This window comes from Kordia sp. E (assembly GCF_056033805.1).
The window spans coordinates 21418-43877 of record NZ_JBRASR010000005.1 but is presented as its reverse complement, the minus strand read 5'-3'; the positions used below and the strand labels follow the sequence as shown (position 1 = coordinate 43877).

Here is a 22460-nt window from a genome sequence, read left to right as displayed (position 1 = left end):
GTTAGAAAAAGTTAGCTTTTAATTGTAATCCTTCAGTTTCTTCAAAATCAAACAGTAAATTCATATTCTGAACTGCTTGACCAGAAGCGCCTTTTAAAAGATTGTCAATGATACTTGTGATTAATAATTTTCCGTCGTGCTTGTGTAGATGAAGCAAACATTTATTGGTGTTGACTACTTGTTTCAAATGAACGTTTTCATCACTAACAAAAGTGAATTTAGCATCTTTATAAAAGGAAGTGTATAGTTTTTTAGCTTCTTCTAAATTTCCTTCAAACTTTGTATATGCTGTTGCAAAAATTCCTCTGCTGAAATTCCCTCTATTTGGCATAAAGTTGATTTCCCAAGTAAAGTCAGTTTGCAATTGCTGTACGGTTTGATGAATTTCTCCTAAATGCTGATGTGTAAAAGGTTTGTAGTACGAAAAGTTATTGTCTCTCCATGTAAAATGTGTGGTTTTAGATAAGGAAGTTCCTGCGCCTGTAGCTCCAGTAACCGCATTGATGTGCACATCATTTGCTAACAATTTATGATGTGCTAAAGGCAATAGTGCGAGTTGAATCGCGGTAGCAAAACAACCTGGATTAGCTATATATTTCGCTTTTTTGATAGTTTCTTTTTGCAATTCAGGCAATCCGTACACAAAGGTTTTTTCTTCAAACTCTTCATCTTTTTGTAATCTGAAGTCATTGCTGAGATCGATGATTTTAGTATTTTCTGAAAACGTATGTTTCGCTAAAAATACTTTCGAATTTCCATGACCTAAACACAAAAACAATACATCAATAGTTGTATCGATCGAATTGGTGAATGACATTTCCGTGCTTCCAACTAAATCTTGATGAATACTATTTATTTTGTTACCAGCATTTGACGTACTATATACAAAATTGATCTCTACTTTTGAATGATGTAACAATAGTCTAATTAATTCTCCAGCTGTGTATCCTGCACCTCCAATAATTCCTGCTTGTATCATAATTCAGCGTTTATTTGTTGATAAATTTTGTTTTGATTTCCAAAGATTTTGATGAATCCTTTTGCTTCATCAGCTGTCCAACCTGAGTTTACTTCGCCATAACTGCCAAATTTCGCATTCATTAAATCATGCTCAGATTCAATTCCATCTAACGTAAAATGATATGGTTTCAACGTAATAAAAACATTACCCGAAACCTTTGCTTGACTACTTTGTAGAAAAGCTTCCATATCTCGCATGACAGGATCTAAGTATTGTCCTTCATGCAAATGCATTCCATAAAAATTAGATAGATATTCTTTGTGTTGTAATTGCCATTTGGTAAGTGTATGTTTTTCTAATAAATGATGTGCTTTTATACAAATTATTGCCGCAGCAGCTTCAAATCCTACTCTACCTTTTATACCAACAATTGTATCACCTACATGAATATCTCTTCCTATTGCAAAAGCAGAAGCAATTGTATTTAAGATTTCGATATTGACTTCAGAAGCATTTTTTTGATTGTTTACAGCAACTAATTCTCCTTGTAAAAAAGTAAGCTGAACTTTTTCTTCTTCTTGTTTTTCTAATTGCGATGGATACGCTTCTTCAGGCAACGAGTTTTTAGAAGTTAGAGTTTCCTCTCCGCCAACACTTGTTCCCCAAAGTCCTTTATTGATGGAATATTTTGCTTTCTCCCAAGACAAGTCAACTCCATTATCTTTTAGATATTTAATTTCTTCTTGACGTGTTAGCTTTTGATCTCTTATTGGTGTAATAATTTCAATTTCTGGCGCCAAAGTTTGAAAAATCATGTCAAAACGCACTTGATCATTTCCTGCGCCAGTACTTCCGTGAGCAATGTATGTAGCGTTGATACTTTTTGCATATTCAATAATTTCAATGGCTTGTACAATACGTTCAGCACTTACAGATAATGGATACGTATTGTTTTTTAAGACATTTCCAAAAATCAAATACTTCACTACTTTTTCATAGAAAGTAGTAACCGCATCAATATTTTTATACGTTGAAACGCCCATTTTATAAGCATTTTCTTTAATCGTGTTGATCTCATTTTGCGTGAAACCTCCTGTGTTTACACTAACTGCATGCACATCAAATTTCTTGTCTTTGGTTAAATGCACAGCGCAATAAGAAGTGTCTAATCCACCACTATAGGCAAGCACTAATTTTTTTGAAGTATTCATTTTTTATCTTTTTTTAATAACAAGGCTTGTTTGATGCTTTTCAATCTGTCAAAAACCTTTTCTTTTATTTTTATATCTTTTTTTGAATCATTTGTAGTCGGATCGTATAACATGCCTGTACACAAACACATTTTTTGTTGTGTTCGTTTTAATACATCAAAGTTTTTGCAGGTTTGACAACCATTCCAAAAGGATTGATCTTCTGTGAGTTCAGAAAATGTTACGGGTTTATAACCCAATTCACTATTGAGTTTCATCACAGCTAATCCAGTAGTAATACTAAATACTTTTGCATTTGGGAATTTTGTTCTGGAATGTTCAAAAACCTTTTTCTTGATTTTCTTAGCAATTCCTTTACCTCTGTAGTCAGGATGAACGATGAGTCCTGAATTGGCTACAAATTTTCCATGACTCCAAGCTTCGATGTAGCAAAAACCGACAAATTTTTCGCCATCTAAAGCAATGACAGCATTGCCTTTTTCCATTTTTGAAATAATGTATGCAGGTTTTCGTTTGGCAATTCCTGTACCTCTTACTTGAGCGGCTTCTAAGATTGTTTCGCAAATAGTATCTGCATATATACGATGCGAATTGTTAGCAATAACAATATCCATTGTGCTGATTTAAAATGATTAAAATTGTATTTGTAGTATTTTGGAAATGAAGAACTGGACGCACCGAAGTTCCTAATATAAAACGTACCCTTACGGGCGGCGTGGAAAAAAGCGGCGTGTGGGAATGCTGTTATTTTGAGAAATAACTACATTTTGAAAAGATGATATGAATATTAAATGATACAAGAAATAAAAAATAAAATTACTAAATAGAGTGTACTGCTAGATTGTAGAATTAGCGGCGGCGGTTGCGTAAACGCAAACTGGGTTTTCTATTGTATATTTTATTTTGAGTAATCATTGATACAAACGTACAAATTATAATTTTACGCTAGACATTAAAAAATAATTTTTTCTTGAGTTTTACGAATATCTTAAAAAAAGCGTTGTTTATAACGTATAATGAAAATCATTGATCCTTTTAAGAAGTAATTGATAATTTAGCTTACTTTTTTACAAGAAAACTAAGTGATTTTAAATTTTCAAAGACAATAAAAAACCTAACTACTAATAGCTAGGTCTTTTTAGGTTTTTATATTTTTTCGAACAGTTACTATTTTTTTCGCAGTAATGTCAATGTTTCTTTTTCTCCAGATCTGCTCATCACAAATTGTAATGTATCCTTATTCAATGTATTAATCTCAACTCCTATTTCTAGTTTTCCTTCTGGAGTTGAATATAGTAATCCGTTTGCTATTTTATAAACACCTGATTCTTCTAAACTTCCTATTTTAGACGAATATGTTTTATCTTTTTTGAAATTAAAGTATACATTATTATTGCATCTATCTTCTCCTGTAGATGCTATGATCCATTCTGCACAATTCCATTCTCCAGCAATTTTATCATATTTTTCAGCGTTTCCGCATGAAATTAATAACAATCCAACAACTACTACAATTATTTTTCTCATACTATTTTATATTTTAAAAAAGTGACATTTCTTTTATTGTCAAAGACTTTTCTATTGGTATCATGACAATTGCATACGTTACAAAGATGATCAAAAAATTTAGTTCACTCATACTAATTTGTAACTCATTAGAATTACACATAAAAAATAAAAGCTCCAACAATATTTGTAAAGGGTTTTACAATAAGAAATCATTTTAATATATGTAATTGTTCATAATTTATAACCTAGATTTAATCTGAAAGTACTTTTTTATGTTGAAATTTGCATTTTAATTTAATTTCTATGATGAAAAATATAGTATTGTCGTGTCTTTTTGTGTTGTGTTCTTTTTTAAGTTTTGCACAAGAATCTTTGTTACAATCTGGTCCAATGGTTGGGTATTCTGATTTTAGAGAAGCTTTAATTTGGGTACAAACTACGGAGCCAGCTTCCGTAAAAATTGGTTATTTCACTACTGATAAAACTGAAAAATTCACAAAAACTGTACAAACTACACTTGAAAGTGATTTGATTGCAAAATTAACTCCAAGCAATGTTGAATATGGAACAACATACACATACAAACTTTATATCAACGATGTATATATTCCTAGAGATTATAAATTAACGTTTCAAACTCAGACTTTATGGCAATTCAGAACAGATCCGCCAAATTTTAAAATTGCATTAGGTTCGTGTAGTTTTATTAATGAAACAAAAGACGATCGTCCAAAACCATACGGAGGAAAGTATCAAATATTCAATTCAATAGTAGCTAAAAATCCAGATTTAATGTTGTGGATTGGTGACAATATGTATTTACGAACACCTGATTTTATGACAAATCGTGGAATTCGTCATCGTTACAGACATACACGTGCATTGCCCGAATTACAACCGTTATTAGGAAGTGTGCATCATTACGCAACTTGGGACGATCATGATTTTGGTCCAAATGATGCAGACCGTAGTTATGTGAATAAACAACTAACAGAGAAAACATTTAATGATTATTGGGGAAATTTAAATACAAATGCTGCTGGAAACGGTGGAGTTACACAACATTTTGCTTGGAATGATGTAGAATTTTTTATGCTAGATGACCGCTATCATCGTGCTTCCAATAGAGATCCAAATAAAGACAAAGATTATTTAGGAAAACAACAACTCAATTGGTTAATTGATGCATTAACAACTAGTAGAGCTACCTTTAAAATTGTTATTAATGGTGGACAAGTAGTGAGTGATGTAGCTAAGTTTGAAAATTACATAACGTATCCAACAGAACGTGCAGAATTATTTAAACGTTTGCATGAAGCTAAAATTGAAGGTGTTTTATTTTTAAGTGGAGACAGACATCATACTGAAATTTCGCGTTTGGAACGTAAAGATGCATATCCATTAATTGATATTACATGTTCTCCTTTAACTGCCGGAACTCACAAACCAAGAGACGAAGGCAATACGTTACAGGTAAAAGATAAAACATTCTATAACCGTAATTTTGGTATTATTGATATTTCTGGAAAGCGTCGTGAACGTGTTTTATTGCTAACCATTTATGATTCTGACGGAAAAAAAGCATTTGATTATACAATCAACGCACAAGATTTACGCTATCCAAGAAAATAGTTTTTAGATACAAATTATATATCAAAACCGTCAATAGTTACTATTGGCGGTTTTATTTTTATTTACTAGTTTTAATATATGATTATAGCCACTGATATTCATTATAAAGAAACCTATGCAAAAGCTGTTTGTGTAGCTTTTGATTGGGAAGATGCTGTTCCTGAAAAGGTTTATACAGCAACCATTGATGAAGTTGAACCCTATGTTCCTGGCGAATTTTACAAAAGAGAATTACCGTGTATTTTAAAAGTATTAGAACAAGTTGATTTAGAAAACACAGAAGCGATTATTGTAGACGGACATGTGTTTGTGCATAATAATAAAAAATATGGCTTAGGAGCTTATTTATGGCAAGCGCTCGATGAAAAAGTGCCTGTCATTGGCGTTGCAAAAAAATCATTTATTGATACCGAAGAAGTTTCAACTCCTATTTTGCGTGGATCAAGTGAAAACCCTTTGTATGTTTCTTGTATTGGTATTGCTAAAGAAATAGTTCTTGAAAAAATAAATTTATTACATGGCGAACATCGTATGCCAACAGTTCTGAAACTTTTAGATGCGGTAACAAAAACAGAGAAACAATAGATCTTTTGCCTAATAATCGATCATCTTACAGAAACATCTATAAATAAAAAGAGAATCCTTAGGGCAAAGGATTCTCTTTTTATTTTTAATACAATTTATCAGATTGTTAACACTATTAATACTAAATATTAATAGCATAAAAATAATGTAGTTTAACTTCTTTATCATTACAAAGTCGATGAAATTGTAACTACATATAGATAAGTGGTCGTTTTATATCGATAAGCTTACAAAGCTTTTCTATTTTTTTTAAAAATTAACTAATAGCTATAAACAAAAAAAGAACTTTTGGGGGCACAAAAGTTCTAAATTTTATACAATTTACCAGATTGTAATTTTATCGTAATACTAAATATTCTGTACCAAATATAAGTTTATCAATGTAGCGTACCGATAAAAGTCGATCAACCTAGCCTATAGTATAGACGAATGACGTTATTAAGACGATTAGCATTTGAAAGAAAGCCTTTCTTTCAGTAAATCAAGCATTTAAAGAAGATAAAATCCTCTACACTCATAACAATAGCATCGTTTTTACTAATAGAATATAAAAAGAACATATTTTATAATTGTAATCGCTATCCGGCTAAAAAAACAAAAGGAGTGTTCCCCAACACTCCTTTCTAATTGTAGAATAATAAACCTCAATAAATACTCATTGAAACTTAGTTCGAAAGTAGTAAATGCAGTTGACGTAACACTTACATTTTGTATAAGCGTAGTAGAAAGTTAATAAGCGTTGTGAAAATATATAAAAAACAAAAAGGAGTGTCCCCCAACACTCCTTTTTCATAAGAAATATATTCTTCTTTTCATGGAATAGAATACCCAGTTTGAAATTTTACTGAAGAATAAATAACCTAAAAAACCTGTGGTAAACTTAGCTATTGTAGATAGAATATAAAAGAAATACAATACGTAATTTATAAATTACGTACTAATAAAACAACTTCTAACATGCTGAAAATCAATAATTAATATGCTATTTTTTAAGAGTTGACCTATAAAAATTTGATTTGTGTTATTTTAGCTAAATAATGTTATTATTTATAAATAGAGCATAAAAAAAGCGAGCATTAGCTCGCTTTATATTCAATATTTTATATACTTAATTCACTTCTTGAATCTCTTTTACTTGTAATTTATCAATTAATGTTTTGTACATATCTTTTGGAAGTCCACATGCAATTAAGTATTCTTTCATCAATGCTTCTTCTGCTTTATCAATAACACCATCTGCTAATAATACAACTCCAGCTTGCGCCAAAATATTCATAATTGCTTCTGCTGATAATTCGGTTCGTGCTTCATTTAATAAATTAAACACAAAATTGTCTTTATTCTGATCACGTTTTACACGTTCCATGATTTCAACTAACTCTGCTTTAATATCATCAAATTGCTCAATAGCATCTTTAATTTCTCGTTCTTCTTCAGCAGCAAAATCATTATCAATTACTGACATATGTGTCATGGTTGCAATCAATGCTTTTGCATAAATATAGCGTGATTGGTGTTGTGCATTCTCTTGTATTGATTGTGACTGTCCTAAAATATCTTTGATTTTTTCATTATAAGCACTTTTACAATTAGTACACTCATAAAAACGATCAACAACGTCTAACGGAATTACAGGAATAAAAAATAACGTAAACCAACGTCTGTATAACTTATTTACTAAGTTTCCATTGTCGCAATTAGGACAACTATTATTTAACACAGGACTCTCGCTTACTGTATGCTTGATTCCTCTTGTTCCAAAAATTATAAACATATGAATTGCTTTTTTGTAAATATAATATATTTTATGTGTAAACCATAACTGTTATTTGTCTTCACTCCTTTTATATTTAAATATGTTATTCCAATTTAAGATCCTCATAATTACTGCATTCACAATAAGTAACTTCTTTTTTTAACAAATAAATACAATGCATGCACAATACCTATAAGCGTAATCTTTGTTATATTTGTAGCGCAAATTATAGTATTATGAAGATTGAACAAATTTACACAGGTTGCCTTGCACAAGGTGCTTATTATATAGAATCTAAAGGGGAAGCTGCCATTATTGATCCGCTACGAGAAACAAAAACATATATTGACAAAGCAAAAGCTAATAATGTTACTGTAAAGTATGTTTTTGAAACGCATTTTCATGCAGATTTCGTTTCTGGTCACCTTGATTTGGCTAAAGCAACTGGTGCAACTATTGTTTTTGGTCCAAATGCTACTACAGATTATGATATATATAGTGCAAAAGATAATGAAGTTTTCACTATTGGAGATATCAAAATAAAAGTATTACACACACCTGGACATACACTTGAATCTACTACATATTTATTAATTGATGAAACTGGAAAAGAGCATGCTATTTTCTCAGGAGATACTTTGTTTTTAGGTGATGTCGGAAGACCAGATTTAGCTATCAAATCTGACTTAACAAAAGAAGATTTAGCTGGTATGCTATTCGATTCACTTCGCACGAAGATTATGCCACTGGCAGACGATATTATTGTATATCCTGCACATGGAGCTGGTTCAGCATGTGGAAAAAATTTAAGTAAAGAAACTGTCGGAATACTTGGTGAGCAAAAGAAAACTAACTATGCATTGCGTGCCGATATGACAAGGAATGAATTTGTAAAAGAAGTCTTAGATGGAATTGCGCCACCACCGCAATACTTTTCAAAGAATGCACTGATGAATAAATCTGGGTATGCAGCTTTTGAAACTGTTTTAGAAAAAGGAAATGTTACGTTAAATCCAACAGCATTTGAAGCTCTAGCAAATGAAGAAAATGCTTTAATTTTGGATGTTCGTCCTCAAAAAGATTTCTTAGCATCACATATTCCAAACAGTATTTTTATTGGACTTAACGGAAGTTTTGCTCCATGGGTTGGCGCATTGATCACTGATTTACAGCAACCAATCTTATTAATTGTTCCTGAAGGAAAATCAGCAGAAGCTGTCACACGACTTTCGCGTGTTGGATATGATAATACACTTGGTTATTTAGAAGGCGGAATTAACGCTTGGAAGACTGCTGGAAAAGAAACAGCTAGTATTACTTCAATCTCAGCAGAAGAATTTGCAAATCGTTTTAAAAATAATACTATAAATGTATTAGATGTTCGAAAAGTTGGTGAATACCAAGCGAAACATATTGAAGGTGTACAACATTTTGCATTAGACTACATTGATAAAAATATGAACGAGATCGACGCAAACAAAGCATATCACATTCATTGTGCTGGTGGATATCGTTCTGTCATTGCTGCTTCTATTTTGAAAGCACGTGGTTTTCATAAAGTAACAGATGTCGCTGGCGGATTTGGTGCTATTAAAAAAACTGATTTACCATTTACTGAATTTGTTTGTCCATCTACACTTTCATAAAAGTAAACTAAACATATATTAAAGTCCTTTTCAGATAAAAATGAAAAGGACTTTTTTTTTCTCTGAAATCAACTTTCCCAAAATTACCATTTATTCTCCCGTATGCACTATTTATGCTTCTGCGCAGCTATTACTTTTGTTGTGTTCAAAAAAAGTATAACAAACATAAAACATATAAACATGAGCAAAAGAGCATTAATTATAGGAGGAAGTAGTGGAATTGGAAGAGCAACTGCACAAAATTTACTTAACGAAGGTGTTGAAGTACACGTAGTTGGAACAAACACTTCAAAATTAGAAGCATTCAAAAATGAAGCTTCAGGAAATTTACATACACATCAAGTAGACATTACAAATGCAGCGCAAGTAGACGCGTTAAACGAAAAAATTAACGGACTTGACAATCTAGATTATTTGGTAAATGCATCTGGTATTTTTGGGCCAAAGTCGTTTTTAGACCATACTGTTGCTGATTATGATTCGTATCAAGATTTAAATAGAGGTTTCTTTTTCATCACACAAGCAGCCGCTAAAAAAATGAGTACTACTGAAGGTGGAGCAATTGTAAATGTAGGATCTATGTGGGCAAAACAAGCTGTAAAAGCTACGCCTTCTTCTGCATATTCTATGCAAAAAGCAGGTTTACATTCGCTGACACAACATTTAGCAATGGAATTGGCTGATCATAAAATCCGAGTGAACGCAGTTTCGCCCGCTGTTGTAGAAACACCTGTATACGAAAGTGTTTTTGGTGGAAAGCAAGAAGCACATGACGCTTTACAAAACTTTCATGGTTTTCATCCAATTGGACGTAACGGAAAAGCACAAGATGTAGCTGACACAATTTCATATCTATTATCTGAAAAAGCTAGTTGGGTTACCGGAGCAATTTGGGATACTGATGGTGGTGTTATGTCTGGAAGAAACTAAGCAAGCAAAACATATACGAAAAGCAAAGTTTAGTAGACTTTGCTTTTTTAAATCTAAAAAAAGAATTACTTATGTATGATATGAAAAACCTAAAACAATTAGGAGCTTTAGGGAAAAATGCAGCGCCTGCTATGAAGGCATTTCAACAATTAGACGAAGCTGCGCTTGGTGATGGAATTATTCCAAAAAAGTATAAAGAATTAATGGCAATTGCAGTAGCATTGACAACACAATGTCCATATTGTCTTGAAATTCACAAAAAACATGCTATTGAAGCTGGCGCAACGCAAGAAGAACTTGCCGAAGTTACGTTTATTGCAGCAGCTTTACGTGCTGGTGCTGCCGTAGTGCATGGTACACATTTAATGGAACACTAATGAAAAAAACAACCGCAACATATATTATTGTTGGCGCAGGTTTATCTGGTCTCACTACAGCTTATGCACTTTATAAGCAAGGTGAGACTGATGTGATTATTTTAGAAGCTAGAGATCGTATTGGTGGACGAATTTTAACGAAAAATGGTATTGACTTAGGCGCTACTTGGTTTCAAGATCATCATGAAAATGTTTCCTCTATTTTAGATCATTTAAATATTAAAAAGTTTCATCAATATAGTGAAGGAAAGAGCGTTTTAGTTTATAATTCTATGGCGCCTGCACATTATTTTGAGAATGATCCGAGTTATCCTCCTGCATATAGAATTTCAGGTGGAACGTCTGAGTTGGTTCATACATTGGCAAAAATACATGAAGAGAAAATTTACACAAATACCAACGTTTCACATATTGAAGAAGTAGAAAATCAAATTGTTTTAACTACAAATCAAGGAGAATTTAAAGCTGCTAAAGTCATTATTACTATTCCTCCAAGAATTGCTTCTCAACTTATTTTCACTCCAGAATTACCAATTTCACTTATGGAAAGTATGCAAGACACACATACGTGGATGAGCAATGCCATGAAAGTTGGGTTGACGTTTAAAACACCTTTTTGGAAAGCCAAACAAATGTCGGGTACATTAATTGGTCAGATTGGTTGTGTTACTGAATTGTACGATCATTGCTGCGCAAAGGAAGAAACTTTTGCCTTAATGGGCTTTGTAAATGAAGCTTTGCGCGATGTTTCTGCTAAAGAACGCAAATCGCGAATTTTAGATCATTTGCAAAAGTATTTAGGGAATGAAGTTTTGGAATATCTCACGTATGAAGAAAAAGATTGGTCTCAAGATATATTCACAAATAGTGATACTGTAAAATCTATTTACATGAGTCCGCGTTATGGAAATCCTGTATTTCAAGATTTCTATGGCAATGGAAAAATACTTTTTTCAGGTGCAGAAACTTCTCCAATTCACGGTGGATATATGGATGGCGCTGTCTATAGCGGTTTGAATGCTGCAAATAAACTTTTATCGTAAGAATAGAAATGAAAAGTTATTGTATTTTTAAAATGAATTTGAAACGTATTATTTGAAAGATTCTAAAACCAATATCGCAACATATCATCTACACAAAGCGCATCCTGAGAAGCTTCAATTTGAGATTTATGATTTACATGAATATCGCAAGCGAAGTGGCGAAAAAGCTGCCGTAGCACATTCACATAGTTATTATCAAATTATTTGGTTTTTTGATAATAGTGGAATGCATCATGTTGATTTTGAGTCGTATGGAATTGAAAAGAATAGCATATTTTTTATTTCCAAAGATCGCATACATGCGTTTGATGATAATTTAGATATCCATGGTTGGCTGATTCATTTTAATGAAAGCTTTTTTATGCATACAGATGTAGATATTTTTTTGAAATATAATATTTTCAATTCACAAGAAAACCCTTGTTATAGTATTGACGAAGAAACTGCCGAAACTGCTAGTTTGTATATGAAATTGATGCAGAAGGAATTATTGAAAAGACATCAATTTGGCTATGAAGATAGTATTCGGTTTTCATTGAAATCTTTGCTTATCAACTTGGAACGTGTACATCAGAAGAATCAACAAAAACAATTGTCATTCAACAATCACTACGAATTACAATTTGCACAGTACAAAGAATTGATTGAAGAAAATTATCAAAAAGGACTTACGGTACAAGCATATGCAGATTTGCTTCACATTTCCTCTAAAACCTTGAATACAATTACCAAGAAAATAGTTGAAAAATCTGCTTCACAGGTCATTACAGATCGAGTTATTTTGCAAGCTAAACGCTTATTAAAATTTACTTCTTTACAAATAGGAGAAATAACTTTTAGAGTTGGTTTTGAAGATCCATCATACTTTGTAAAGTATTTTAAACGGCATGTTGGAAATTCCCCTAACAACTACCGAAATGAAATTACGTAACTATAATTTATAAAAAGCTCCACATTTCCGCGAAGCTTTCGTTTAAATGTAAGTTTGTTTTATTTCCAATAATTGTTTGCTGCAGAAACTGTTTGAAAGTTAACAGCTATTACATGTGAAGCCATCGTAAGGTCTGTTGCATTATTTGAATATTCTGGTCTTAATTTTTTTAAAACTTCCATATCGGGTTGTGTAGATTTTACGCCCATTCTAGAAAGTTTTATTGCCAATTCATATCCTTCTTGTGGCGTTGCTGTTTGTAGACTGTGAAGCCAAATTTCTTTTTGTTCCATGTTTTGAGTTTCAAGTTTGAAACAAAATTAACATAACGACTACCTTACAATTAAGGACGATTGAACTAAAACATGGACAATTAAATCAATCGATTGTTTTTCAGTTGTTTCCGGAAATCTTTTGGAGAGATATTGGTGTGTTTTTTAAAGACTCGACTAAAGTATAAAGGATCATTATAACCTACTTCATATGCAATGTCTTTAATAGAAATATTGGTAAGAAATAGTTTGTTTTTTGCGCTTGCAACTCGTTTTAAATTTAGTAATGTTACAAAACTATTTTGGAAATATTTTTTACACAATCTGTTGAACGTAGAAATAGATACTTCAATTTTTTTTGCATAAAATTCTGCGGAAGATTCTTGTATATAGTATTTGTCAATCAGTTTTTCAATTTGATAATGTATATTTTCTTTTTTTACTGATTCAATTTCTTGTTTTCCTTTTTTACAACGTACAGCATTTATTAAAAACATTTTTAATTGACTTGACACCATGTCTAGTTGCCCAATTTCTTTTTTAGACAGTTCTGATTGTACATTGAAATAAAAGGTAGACAAATCATTATATTCAATTTGAGAACAACGCAATAAAGTATCATTCATAAAATTGTTAAATAATAATCCTTGACAACCAATATCTTTTGCGTGAATATCAATGCAGAAAAAATCAGGATGAAATTGAACAAGTATACCTTCAAAATCTCCTTGTAGTTTTAATTTTTGATACGGATAATAAAACAAGATATAATGATCAGATATTGTCATTTCTTGTGCATCAATAGTAAGCATACCATTTGCTTGGTTGAAGAAGAATACACCATAAAAATTTGGGTTTTCAAACAATAAAGGAAACGTATTACTAGTGATAGACATCACCGTTAATATCTTTTCATTCTTCTTATTATAAAGTACGTGTGCCATGCATTGCGATTGATGCACAAATTTATTTTATTTAAAGATACGTTTATTATTTTCTAATTGTTTTCATTTATACAAACATAGAACGTTCAAAAAAACAAAAGTATTTAAATAGCAAAAAGACGCTGGTTAGGCGTCTTTTCTATGTTAAAAATCACTCGTGGTGTTATTTTTTAAATACTATATTAATACTATTCTTAGTATAAGTAATTTAAAGCAGTAATGTCATTTCCATTAAATTCTCCATCTTCACTGCTGCTGAAACATGCATTCATTAAAGATGATGGATCCCATCCTGTTGGTGTCCCTGGAATATGGATTGCTCCAACTCCTGCACTACCTTCATTTGTGTTTTGACCACAACTTTGTCTGCTAAAGTAATCTGAATGACGGAATCCTACTGAGTGACCAATTTCGTGACAAATTACATGCTCGTGTACGTTTGTACTGTAACCAGCTAATCCTGAGTTAATACGAACCCATTTGTTTGGATTTCCTCCAGAAGGGAAACCAGCAGATCCTCCTGCTCCTCCAGCCACTTGGTATACTACCATATCTTTATTTTGATAGTCAGTACCGAATGTTAGGTTGAAGCTAATATCTAAGTTTAATCTATTATAGTTTGCAACTGCCCAACTAAGTCCAGTTTGCATTGTTGATGTTAATCCGTTTGAATTATTTCCTGTGTATCCAATGATCGTAATTACGCCGTCTGATACTAAGTTATTTGTGCGGTAATGTTTGCTTGTAATATCTCCACCAAGTTCCATGTTCATTATTTGATCACGCGTCATGATGATATCTCCTTCCATTTGATAAGCTTCTACAATTTTACCATTTGGCTTTTCGAATGTAGTTTCCTGCATGTCAAATGTGTTAAAGTGAAGAGATCTTGCTTTTTCGAGAACGTCTTGTGGAATTCCAATTGCAGTGTCTTGTTCTTCATCTACTACAGCAGTGTCTTTACTACACGATACCATAGTGATTCCTGCTCCCAATAATAATGCTAAGGTTAAGTTTTTAAAATTTTTCATTTTTAAAAGTTTTTCTTGTTAATGTTAATTAAAGTTTGGAGCGATTTTTAACACAGACCAAAAGTAAGAATAAGATTGATAAATTGCTAATAAAATGTTAAAAAAACTGATAATTCTTAAAAAATTAACAGATTACACATGCTTTGTTAAATATTCATCAAAAAAAATAAGCGCTTGAAGAAAGCGCTTATTTCGTTAATTTATTTTAAACAATATAGTTATACTACACAATTTCTGCAGAAAGCCCTGCTTCAAGTAATTTACTACATCTTGGTTTCAATTCTTCGTACTGTCCAGTTTTCACTGTACATTTTCCTTTGTAATGAACAATTATTGAACATTGTTCGGCTTGCTCAGCAGTATGATCACATGCATAAATTAATGTGTTAATGACATGATCAAAGGTATTTACATCATCATTATACAAAACAATTTCGTTATTCTTTTGTATATCTTCTAAGGTTAGTACTTCTTCTTCAACTTTCTCTTGCGTACTCATATTCAATATTTTAAGGCAAAATTACAAATTTTAAGGCAACCCAATTATTTTTTTCAAGCTTATCCTCTAATTTTAACTTGTTTTTAGCACATTCAGCAGTAATGATTGGAATGTCTTCTGTATAAAATCCACTTAGGAATAAAACTCCATCCGAATGTAAACATGTAGCATATTGATGAATATCATTTAGTAAGATATTCCGATTGATGTTTGCTATAATGATATCGTACTTTTTATCTTTTAATAGAGATACATCGCCTTCATATACAGAAATGTGTTTGCAATTGTTTCGTTCTACATTTTCTGATGTATTTAAATAACACCAATTATCAATATCAATTGCATCTAATGGTTGCGCGCCTCTCATTTCGGCAAGTATTGCCAAAACTCCTGTTCCGCAACCCATATCAAGCACTTTTTTATCTTTCACATCTGTTTTTAAGATATGTTGCAACATCATGTGTGTAGTTTCATGATGTCCAGTACCAAAACTCATTTTTGGTTCTATTATGATATCATATTCCACATCACGCTTTTCATGAAATGGCGCACGAACTAAACATTTTCCGTCTACTTCAATAGCGTCAAAGTTTTTTTCCCATTCTTCATTCCAATTGACTTGTGCAATTTCTTCGTGCTGATAACTAATTTGGAATTCCTTATTTTGTAGTATTTGAATGTCTTCAAGAATTGACGCATTCCAGTCATCTTTTTGAATATACGCTTTTACGCCTTCTTCATTTTCTACAAAACTTTCAAATCCAGCAAAACCAAGTTCTGCTATAAGTATTTCTACACCAGGTTGTAATGGTTGTACTTTAAATGTATATCCTATGTATGTTGTTGACATTATATTGCTTTTATGATCGCTGCGAAATCTGCTGCTTTTAAAGCTGCACCACCAATTAATCCACCATCAACATCTTCTTTTGAGAAGATTTCGGCAGCATTAGCTGGTTTTACACTTCCTCCATATAATATAGAAACTCCATTTCCTACTTCATCTCCAAAAGCTTCAGAAACTATTTTTCTGATAAATGCGTGCATTTCTTGTGCTTGTTCAGGAGAAGCAGTTTCGCCTGTTCCTATTGCCCAAACTGGTTCGTATGCTAATACAATACTTTTCCAGTCTTCTTGTTTTAAGTGGAATATTGCATTTTTTAATTGTGCTTCTACAATTGCAAAGTGATTTTCAGCTTTACGGTCTTCTAATTCTTCACCGAAACAGAAAATGATTTCCATATTATTTGCTAAAGCTGCGTCAACTTTTGCGGCTAATAATTCGTCTATTTCACCAAAATAAGCTCTACGTTCACTATGTCCAAGAATTACGGTATTCACGCCTACACTTTTCAACATTTGTGCTGAGATTTCTCCTGTATAAGCACCTTTTTCTGCTTGATGCATGTTTTGTGCAATAACTTCAATATTGTGTCCTTTTAATACATTGAACGCTTGAAAAAGGTTTACAAACGTTGGTGCAATCATTACACTTGCATCTGTATTTGGTACTTGTGCTATTAAGTCATTTAATAATGCTTCCGTTTGTGAAAGATCATTGTTCATTTTCCAGTTTCCTGCAACTATTTTTCGTCTCATGTTCTTTATTGTTATAATTTGATTGCTGCTAGCAATGCTTTATCGTTAGTTTTTATAGCTTCAAAAAGTTTAATACTTCCATCAGGATTGATAATCATATATCTTGGAATCCAATCGAGTCCAATAGCTTTTCCAAAAGCTCCTTTGAAACCTGTTTTCACATAGTAATGTTCTCCAACAAGACCATGTTTTTGTATTCCAGCTTTCCAGTTTGTTTCTTTACGATCCAAAGATAGAAATAGGTATGTTAATTGCGGATTATTTTTTTGAATTTCTTTTACACCTGGAATTCCTTTTAAACAATCGCCACACCAAGAAGCCCAAATGTCTACAAATACTGTTTTTCCTTTGTATTTAGTTAGGATTTCTTCAAAAGTGATATTTTTTCCATCAACAGTTCGCATACTTTCTTGCAATGCTTCTGGTGGGAATTCAGTAAGGATTTCTTTTTTACAACTTGTAAATAGCAATCCGATAATACATATGTATATGAGGTTTCTCATTATTTTTGAATTGTAATTTTTGTCTGTTTTGTCATATACGGATATAGTTCGTTTAGATCCTTGTTTTTCATTGAAATACAACCTAATGTCCAATTGCTTTTGTCATCAATCATATGATCCATTCCTTCTGGAACTCCATGAATTCCGACTTCGCCGCCAATAGTTTCGCCTTCTTTGATAATTCCATCAGCTTTGCGTTTGTTGAATTTTTTCCAAGATGCTTCATTTGGATAATCTATCCAAATAAATTTCGACCAACTACGATGTGGATATTTATCTCGCATTCCAAAAACACCTTCTGGTGTACATTTGTCACCTTCTTTATGTTTGTCATCTATTGGATTTCCGCCAAAAACAACATCATATTGCTTTACTAATGTATCTGCTGTAAATATCGAAAGTGTGTATTCACTTTTATCAATAACTACATTTACAGATGTATTCATTGGCAATACTAGCTTTGAAGCTGCTTCTTCTTTTACAGCTTTCGATTGTTCATTTTTACATGATTGCATCATGAAAAACATAATCATACAGACGAAATAAAGTGTTTTAACTTTCATGCAAGTGATTTTTAGTAAAATCTACTGAATAACAAATTGCCTAATTTGAGAATTGGATATGTTTCCACTCGGATCCGTTGAATCAATTTTCCAATAATAGATTCCCGTAGAGAGTGTTTCTGAATATGTTTCTGTCGTGAGCATGTTTGCTACTTCTATTGGAGGATTTGTTGTTCCTAAGTATACTGTATATAACAATTCTACCGTTTCACCAGCATCAGGGTCATTTCCTTCCCAAACTAAGGTAATATTTGTATCGTTAATGACTTGACCATTATCTGGGCTAACCATTGTTGCAGGAAAAGGTACATGATTGGATATTGCAGTAAATGGTGTTTGAAATTGCCATGTTTCTCCTAAGGTAGCGTTATTATCACTGTCAATTCCTTTAATATTCCATGCATATGAAACTCCTTTTTCTAGCGTAACATTTGTACTTGTTCCAGATAATGTTTCAGAAGTTATTATTGAATTTGTAGATAAGTTACGGAGTATAAACGTGTACTCTAAACTTGTATCTTCTACATCAGAGAATGTATTCCACTGAAAGTCAACACTAATTTCTGTCTCTGAAATTTCTTCACCAGTACATACAGCATTGTTTATTGGAAGTATATAGCTACTTGCTACTGGAGCATTTACCTCAACTACTGGCTCTTCACCTACTGAATCATCTGAACCACTACAATTAACAAATATTAATGCTGCGAATAATCCTAAAGTTTTTCTCATAACTTTACTTTTTTATTAGTTTTTGAGTGTATGTATATTTGGTAGTAGCTAACTTTACGAAATATATACCTGTCTCTAAGTTTTTGATCTCTATTTTTTGATTATTTACAGGAGTGTTGGTTGTTTTTGTTATAATCAATCGTCCTGATATGTCGTATATACTTATGTTTGCTTTTGTTGTTTTATTTATATTTAGTAAACTTAAATATATATAATCGCTACTTGGATTTGGTAGCATTACAAAGTTTGCATTTGATATTGTTTTTACAACTTCGGTATATTTTCCTTGACATTCTTTTTCGGTTTTTACTTCAATATTGTTTATTGGTTCACTTAGTTGTTTTGTAAATGTTATTACCGTATTTTCATTTGGAGCGATTACTGTATGTTGTTCTCCATTAATAAAAATACTGTAGTTTATTGCTCCAATTAGGTCTAAACTGTATTCGTTACTTCTTGATAATGCTGAATTTGCGTTAAGTGTTGCTGGATCTTCTATTTCTAGAGTGAAACACTGTTCGTAGTTTTCTGATGGTATACTAATACATAATTCGTACGTTCCTGCACTTAAGTTTTCAATGTCTAATTCTTGAGTGAATGTGTTTACTGGAAGTGCAACCATCACTCCATCTATTGTTAAGCTAATTTCATAATTATAAACTGAAGCTGTTTTTATATTTATTTTTGCATTGTTTTGATTCACACACGTTTCACTTGTCGTTACTATAACAAAGTTATCCGTTGGAAGATGGAATGGACATCCATCTATAGCTGTTCCTGCATAATAAGGGCAATCATCATCTACATCTAAAATTCCATCATTATCATCATCATCATCACATAAATCTCCTATTCCGTCTTCATCAAAGTCTTCTTGATTTGGGTTTGCAATTAGTGGACAAATATCGTCTGCATCTAAAATACCATCATCGTCATCGTCATCATCGCAAACGTCGCCTATTCCATCTGTATCAATATCAGATTGATCAGTATTGGGCTCATTTGGGCAGTTGTCTAAGTAATTGTATATCGTATCACTATCGGTATCCTCCACAATACGAGTTTCTGTTTTATTAGTGATAATTGGTGCATTAAAATCAAAATAAATTGCCGCTTGATTATTAATAATATCACCAATTTGCACAGTATTTTTTGGTTTTACTCGAAATGCTATATATCCGTGACTGTTTGGTTCGTCTGTAGTACTATCTGGTAGAAAAATATTAGTAAAGAAAAATTCTAATTTTTGATCATCTCCAGTAACTAATCCTACTGAATAGTTATGACTGGCATCGACTGGTTCAAAAGTATCCCAATCAATCAAGTCGCTCATAATATCTACAATCCGAATATTAACTGCTGGTGAAGTTCCTTCATTTTGAAAACGGATAACATAATGCAAATATTCGTCTATATCGTCAATCAGTAGATGCTCGCCTTCAATTACCGTTTTATCATTTGGATCAAAAGATGATAAAACTACTTGAAAAATATTATCTTGATTATTATTAGGATTAGCATCACTTGCCAAAGGAGCATTTCCTGAAAAGGTAAGAAGGTCTCCAATATTATTAATTGGTGGTGGTAATACATCAAAATAGGCTATGATGCTTCTTGTTTCTCCAGGAATTAAATTTGTGTAATCCCAAGTTAATAGGTTGGTAGTTTGTGTTGTAGGTGGCGTTGTAGCCGATGTAAAATTCAAGTTTGCGCCACTATACGTAAAATTGATGGTACCATTTTGTATTGTTGTTCCTTGATTTTCGAGTACAATACTATAGCGAGCTTCAAAACCTGGCACAGCAATATATATTGGTGCTATTGTGAGTGATATATCATCAATTGGGTTGTATGTTACACAAAAGTCAATTACTTGAGTAGCATTACTTCCAGTAAATGTAACATTTTGAGAAGCTGGCGCAATACTCATCGTTCCCGGTATAGTTTCTGTACTTACTACATATGAACCTGTAGGAACTATAATGGAATATTCACCATTTGCATTTGTGTATGTTGTAAAGTTATTTACTCCATCGGAGGCAGTAACTTGAAGATTTTCAAGTGGCAAGTCTGTCACAGTACAACCATTAAAGTCAATATCATTTTGAATTGTTCCTTCAATTGTATTGCTTGTACATGTCTGTGTTGTAATACAAGAAAGCGTATTATTCGCAATGTTGTAATTTGTGTTGTTAGCAACATATTCACAGATTGCAGAACAGTCAGTTAAATTAGAATTGTTCTTAACAATTAAACTACCACCAATGTTTTGTATGGTTTCTAAACCATTTAAACTCTGTAGGTCATAATTCCATACAACTTTAACATTACCACCGACAGCGAATAACAGGTTAAAAAAGTCTATTTCTTCACACCATTGCAATTCTAAATTTCCATTTATTGCATAAAGATTATCAAAGGAAGCTAGATTAATGCCAGAATATTGATATCGAATAACTAAATCGCCTCCCATGGTTTGTAAAGAATTCATTGTGAACGAAAGTGGTAAATAAATTCTTATAGAGCCGTCCATGTGTGTTAGCGAATTAATGGAAACATCACCAACGCTAACTTCTTCAAGTAGAATATCGCCACCGAGATAGCTTAGATTATCCATTTGAATGGCATTAATGGTCAGCGAGAATACTGCGGTTGATTTTAAATCTCCTCCTAAAGTTTGAAGACTTGGAAAAATTAAAGAGGTTGAGGTTGAAGTATCGCTACCTAAAAGTAATATATCACCTGCTATACTAATAAGACTTGGCAGTTCACAAAATTCGTCTGACTTTTTAATTTCAATATTCCCTCCAATTGCTTCTAAAGCTTGCAATCCAGAACGCAAGTTAGCTCTATCTAAGTATATATTTCCTTCTACAGTGATGAGATTTGTTAAAAAATCTAAACCAACAGAAGTACTACAAGCAGGTTCCCAAATTCCCAGTCCGGGATCACCTGTAAAGCTAATACTGCCTCCAATAGAAGTTAAACTGGTGAAATTATTAATTGCGTCAACTTCGGCATCAGTCCAATTGATACAGAAAAAACCAATACCGCCATCAATTCGTTCTAATTGCGTAAGCCCCGTAAAGCTAATGAAGTCTGTTTTACTAAAAGATAAAGCTCCACCAATATTTTCAAGATTAGCAAACGCATTAAAAGTAATATCTTTATTTGCAAAAATCGCTAAATTACCACCAATATTTTGTACACTATTAAATCCAGTTATAAGATCTAAACTCGAAGGAGTTTGAAACGTAAAATAACTAGTAAAATGGTCAAAAATTATTGATGACCCTACGGTTACCAAGTTATTAAAACCTGAAATTTCATCCAAGCCGACATTCTGTCTGAAATCTATAGATCCACCAACATCTGTCAAGTTATCAAATCCAGAAATAACATCAAATCCACCGTTTTGATAGAAGATGATATCTCCCGTTACTGTTGTTAGATTATTAAAATCTACATTTGTGATGCTAGTTTGTCTAATCTCAAGTGAACCATTTATTGAAGTAATAAAGTTTAGTCCACTTATATCTGATATGGATATGCCACCTGATGTGCTGCTATATGTTATTGTAATACTTACAGGAATATCAGTACAGGTTGATGCGTAAGTTGCTACAAAAGTGTCAAGCTCAGTTTGTGTTGTTAATACAACATCTGTTGTTGGACATTGTGCTTTTGCTGAAATAAAAGTGCACAGCAACACCACAAACAATACAATTTTTTTCAT

Annotated in this window: 22 protein-coding genes; 7 read left to right on the top strand and 15 right to left on the bottom strand. The window is 32.3% G+C overall.

The window, feature by feature from the left end; translation table 11 throughout:
• Position 1: 1 nt before the first annotated feature.
• From argC to ACUUYC_RS21815, 4 genes are all read right to left on the bottom strand, one after another.
• Complete coding sequence (argC, locus tag ACUUYC_RS21830) at positions 2 to 979, bottom strand: N-acetyl-gamma-glutamyl-phosphate reductase (RefSeq protein WP_474269390.1); 978 nt, start codon at positions 977 to 979, stop codon at positions 2 to 4.
• A complete protein-coding gene (locus ACUUYC_RS21825; RefSeq protein WP_474269388.1) occupies positions 976 to 2172 on the bottom strand; it encodes an argininosuccinate synthase in 1197 nt (398 codons plus the stop codon). The genes argC and ACUUYC_RS21825 overlap by 4 nt, the downstream gene beginning before the upstream one ends.
• The gene (locus ACUUYC_RS21820) at positions 2169 to 2786 is read right to left on the bottom strand and encodes a GNAT family N-acetyltransferase (protein ID WP_474269386.1); all 618 of its coding nucleotides are present in this window, start codon (positions 2784 to 2786) and stop codon (positions 2169 to 2171) included. Before ACUUYC_RS21820 ends, ACUUYC_RS21825 begins: the two co-directional genes overlap by 4 nt.
• A gap of 553 nt (positions 2787 to 3339) precedes the next feature.
• Complete coding sequence (locus ACUUYC_RS21815; protein ID WP_474269385.1) at positions 3340 to 3699, bottom strand: lipocalin-like domain-containing protein; 360 nt, start codon at positions 3697 to 3699, stop codon at positions 3340 to 3342.
• A gap of 285 nt (positions 3700 to 3984) precedes the next feature.
• Between ACUUYC_RS21815 and ACUUYC_RS21810 the strand changes: the two genes are divergently transcribed.
• Positions 3985 to 5313 carry an alkaline phosphatase D family protein gene (locus ACUUYC_RS21810; protein ID WP_474269383.1) on the top strand — a complete coding sequence of 443 codons (1329 nt, stop codon included), beginning with the start codon at positions 3985 to 3987 and terminating at the stop codon, positions 5311 to 5313.
• Positions 5314 to 5391: 78 nt separating this feature from the next.
• Positions 5392 to 5898 carry an endonuclease V gene (locus tag ACUUYC_RS21805; protein ID WP_474269382.1) on the top strand — a complete coding sequence of 169 codons (507 nt, stop codon included), beginning with the start codon at positions 5392 to 5394 and terminating at the stop codon, positions 5896 to 5898.
• A gap of 1108 nt (positions 5899 to 7006) precedes the next feature.
• Here the strand turns inward: ACUUYC_RS21805 and ACUUYC_RS21800 are convergent.
• Complete coding sequence (locus ACUUYC_RS21800) at positions 7007 to 7672, bottom strand: TerB family tellurite resistance protein (protein WP_474269380.1); 666 nt, start codon at positions 7670 to 7672, stop codon at positions 7007 to 7009.
• A 218-nt stretch (positions 7673 to 7890) separates the two neighbouring features.
• On the opposite strand from ACUUYC_RS21800, the gene ACUUYC_RS21795 reads away from it, so the two are divergent.
• The 5 genes from ACUUYC_RS21795 to ACUUYC_RS21775 all read left to right on the top strand — a co-directional run bounded on the left by ACUUYC_RS21795 (position 7891) and on the right by ACUUYC_RS21775 (position 12581).
• On the top strand, positions 7891 to 9300 hold the full coding sequence (locus ACUUYC_RS21795) for an MBL fold metallo-hydrolase (RefSeq protein WP_474269378.1): 1410 nt from the start codon (positions 7891 to 7893) through the stop codon (positions 9298 to 9300).
• A gap of 180 nt (positions 9301 to 9480) precedes the next feature.
• Entirely contained in the window at positions 9481 to 10230 is a 750-nt protein-coding gene (locus ACUUYC_RS21790) for an SDR family NAD(P)-dependent oxidoreductase (RefSeq protein ID WP_474269376.1), read from the top strand.
• 80 nt (positions 10231 to 10310) lie between these two features.
• Positions 10311 to 10607, top strand: coding sequence for a carboxymuconolactone decarboxylase family protein (locus ACUUYC_RS21785; RefSeq protein ID WP_474269375.1), 297 nt, complete (start codon positions 10311 to 10313; stop codon positions 10605 to 10607).
• Positions 10607 to 11650, top strand: a complete 1044-nt coding sequence (locus tag ACUUYC_RS21780; protein WP_474269373.1) for a flavin monoamine oxidase family protein — start codon at positions 10607 to 10609, stop codon at positions 11648 to 11650. Before ACUUYC_RS21785 ends, ACUUYC_RS21780 begins: the two co-directional genes overlap by 1 nt.
• A gap of 52 nt (positions 11651 to 11702) precedes the next feature.
• Positions 11703 to 12581, top strand: a complete 879-nt coding sequence (locus ACUUYC_RS21775; protein WP_474269372.1) for a helix-turn-helix domain-containing protein — start codon at positions 11703 to 11705, stop codon at positions 12579 to 12581.
• A 59-nt stretch (positions 12582 to 12640) separates the two neighbouring features.
• Here the strand turns inward: ACUUYC_RS21775 and ACUUYC_RS21770 are convergent, their stop codons facing one another.
• The 10 genes from ACUUYC_RS21770 to ACUUYC_RS21725 form a co-directional block, all read right to left on the bottom strand.
• The gene (locus tag ACUUYC_RS21770) at positions 12641 to 12874 is read right to left on the bottom strand and encodes a hexameric tyrosine-coordinated heme protein (protein WP_474269370.1); all 234 of its coding nucleotides are present in this window, start codon (positions 12872 to 12874) and stop codon (positions 12641 to 12643) included.
• 80 nt (positions 12875 to 12954) lie between these two features.
• Positions 12955 to 13797 (bottom strand): helix-turn-helix domain-containing protein, encoded by an 843-nt coding sequence (locus ACUUYC_RS21765; RefSeq protein WP_474269368.1) that lies wholly within the window; start codon positions 13795 to 13797, stop codon positions 12955 to 12957.
• A 194-nt stretch (positions 13798 to 13991) separates the two neighbouring features.
• Positions 13992 to 14828: a M57 family metalloprotease gene (locus tag ACUUYC_RS21760; protein WP_474269366.1), complete on the bottom strand. Its 837-nt coding sequence runs from the start codon at positions 14826 to 14828 to the stop codon at positions 13992 to 13994.
• A 223-nt stretch (positions 14829 to 15051) separates the two neighbouring features.
• The gene (locus ACUUYC_RS21755) at positions 15052 to 15327 is read right to left on the bottom strand and encodes an ATP-dependent Clp protease adaptor ClpS (RefSeq protein WP_474269364.1); all 276 of its coding nucleotides are present in this window, start codon (positions 15325 to 15327) and stop codon (positions 15052 to 15054) included.
• Between the two features lie 10 nt (positions 15328 to 15337).
• On the bottom strand, positions 15338 to 16177 hold the full coding sequence (prmA, locus tag ACUUYC_RS21750) for a 50S ribosomal protein L11 methyltransferase (protein ID WP_474269362.1): 840 nt from the start codon (positions 16175 to 16177) through the stop codon (positions 15338 to 15340).
• Positions 16177 to 16926 (bottom strand): triose-phosphate isomerase, encoded by a 750-nt coding sequence (gene tpiA / locus ACUUYC_RS21745; RefSeq protein ID WP_474269361.1) that lies wholly within the window; start codon positions 16924 to 16926, stop codon positions 16177 to 16179. Before tpiA ends, prmA begins: the two co-directional genes overlap by 1 nt.
• Positions 16927 to 16937: 11 nt before the next feature.
• Complete coding sequence (locus tag ACUUYC_RS21740) at positions 16938 to 17429, bottom strand: TlpA family protein disulfide reductase (protein ID WP_474269359.1); 492 nt, start codon at positions 17427 to 17429, stop codon at positions 16938 to 16940.
• Positions 17429 to 17992, bottom strand: a complete 564-nt coding sequence (locus tag ACUUYC_RS21735; RefSeq protein WP_474269358.1) for a L,D-transpeptidase family protein — start codon at positions 17990 to 17992, stop codon at positions 17429 to 17431. The genes ACUUYC_RS21740 and ACUUYC_RS21735 overlap by 1 nt, the downstream gene beginning before the upstream one ends.
• A 21-nt stretch (positions 17993 to 18013) precedes the next feature.
• On the bottom strand, positions 18014 to 18724 hold the full coding sequence (locus ACUUYC_RS21730) for a hypothetical protein (protein ID WP_474269356.1): 711 nt from the start codon (positions 18722 to 18724) through the stop codon (positions 18014 to 18016).
• 4 nt (positions 18725 to 18728) lie between these two features.
• A complete protein-coding gene (locus tag ACUUYC_RS21725) occupies positions 18729 to 22460 on the bottom strand; it encodes a DUF7619 domain-containing protein (RefSeq protein WP_474269355.1) in 3732 nt (1243 codons plus the stop codon).

Bases quoted from the DNA above. Each gene is read 5' to 3' on its own strand.
- ACUUYC_RS21755 (WP_474269364.1), bottom strand. From the start codon at position 15,327: ATGAGTACGCAAGAGAAAGTTGAAGAAGAAGTACTAACCTTAGAAGAT.
- ACUUYC_RS21785 (WP_474269375.1), top strand. From the start codon at position 10,311: ATGAAAAACCTAAAACAATTAGGAGCTTTAGGGAAAAATGCAGCGCCT.
- ACUUYC_RS21770 (WP_474269370.1), bottom strand. From the start codon at position 12,874: ATGGAACAAAAAGAAATTTGGCTTCACAGTCTACAAACAGCAACGCCA.
- argC (WP_474269390.1), bottom strand. From the start codon at position 979: ATGATACAAGCAGGAATTATTGGAGGTGCAGGATACACAGCTGGAGAA.
- ACUUYC_RS21735 (WP_474269358.1), bottom strand. From the start codon at position 17,992: ATGAAAGTTAAAACACTTTATTTCGTCTGTATGATTATGTTTTTCATG.
- prmA (WP_474269362.1), bottom strand. From the start codon at position 16,177: ATGTCAACAACATACATAGGATATACATTTAAAGTACAACCATTACAA.
- ACUUYC_RS21780 (WP_474269373.1), top strand. From the start codon at position 10,607: ATGAAAAAAACAACCGCAACATATATTATTGTTGGCGCAGGTTTATCT.
- ACUUYC_RS21730 (WP_474269356.1), bottom strand. From the start codon at position 18,724: ATGAGAAAAACTTTAGGATTATTCGCAGCATTAATATTTGTTAATTGT.
- ACUUYC_RS21825 (WP_474269388.1), bottom strand. From the start codon at position 2,172: ATGAATACTTCAAAAAAATTAGTGCTTGCCTATAGTGGTGGATTAGAC.
- ACUUYC_RS21790 (WP_474269376.1), top strand. From the start codon at position 9,481: ATGAGCAAAAGAGCATTAATTATAGGAGGAAGTAGTGGAATTGGAAGA.
- ACUUYC_RS21805 (WP_474269382.1), top strand. From the start codon at position 5,392: ATGATTATAGCCACTGATATTCATTATAAAGAAACCTATGCAAAAGCT.
- ACUUYC_RS21800 (WP_474269380.1), bottom strand. From the start codon at position 7,672: ATGTTTATAATTTTTGGAACAAGAGGAATCAAGCATACAGTAAGCGAG.
- tpiA (WP_474269361.1), bottom strand. From the start codon at position 16,926: ATGAGACGAAAAATAGTTGCAGGAAACTGGAAAATGAACAATGATCTT.
- ACUUYC_RS21760 (WP_474269366.1), bottom strand. From the start codon at position 14,828: ATGAAAAATTTTAAAAACTTAACCTTAGCATTATTATTGGGAGCAGGA.
- ACUUYC_RS21820 (WP_474269386.1), bottom strand. From the start codon at position 2,786: ATGGATATTGTTATTGCTAACAATTCGCATCGTATATATGCAGATACT.
- ACUUYC_RS21795 (WP_474269378.1), top strand. From the start codon at position 7,891: ATGAAGATTGAACAAATTTACACAGGTTGCCTTGCACAAGGTGCTTAT.
- ACUUYC_RS21740 (WP_474269359.1), bottom strand. From the start codon at position 17,429: ATGAGAAACCTCATATACATATGTATTATCGGATTGCTATTTACAAGT.
- ACUUYC_RS21725 (WP_474269355.1), bottom strand. From the start codon at position 22,460: ATGAAAAAAATTGTATTGTTTGTGGTGTTGCTGTGCACTTTTATTTCA.
- ACUUYC_RS21815 (WP_474269385.1), bottom strand. From the start codon at position 3,699: ATGAGAAAAATAATTGTAGTAGTTGTTGGATTGTTATTAATTTCATGC.
- ACUUYC_RS21765 (WP_474269368.1), bottom strand. From the start codon at position 13,797: ATGGCACACGTACTTTATAATAAGAAGAATGAAAAGATATTAACGGTG.
- ACUUYC_RS21810 (WP_474269383.1), top strand. From the start codon at position 3,985: ATGATGAAAAATATAGTATTGTCGTGTCTTTTTGTGTTGTGTTCTTTT.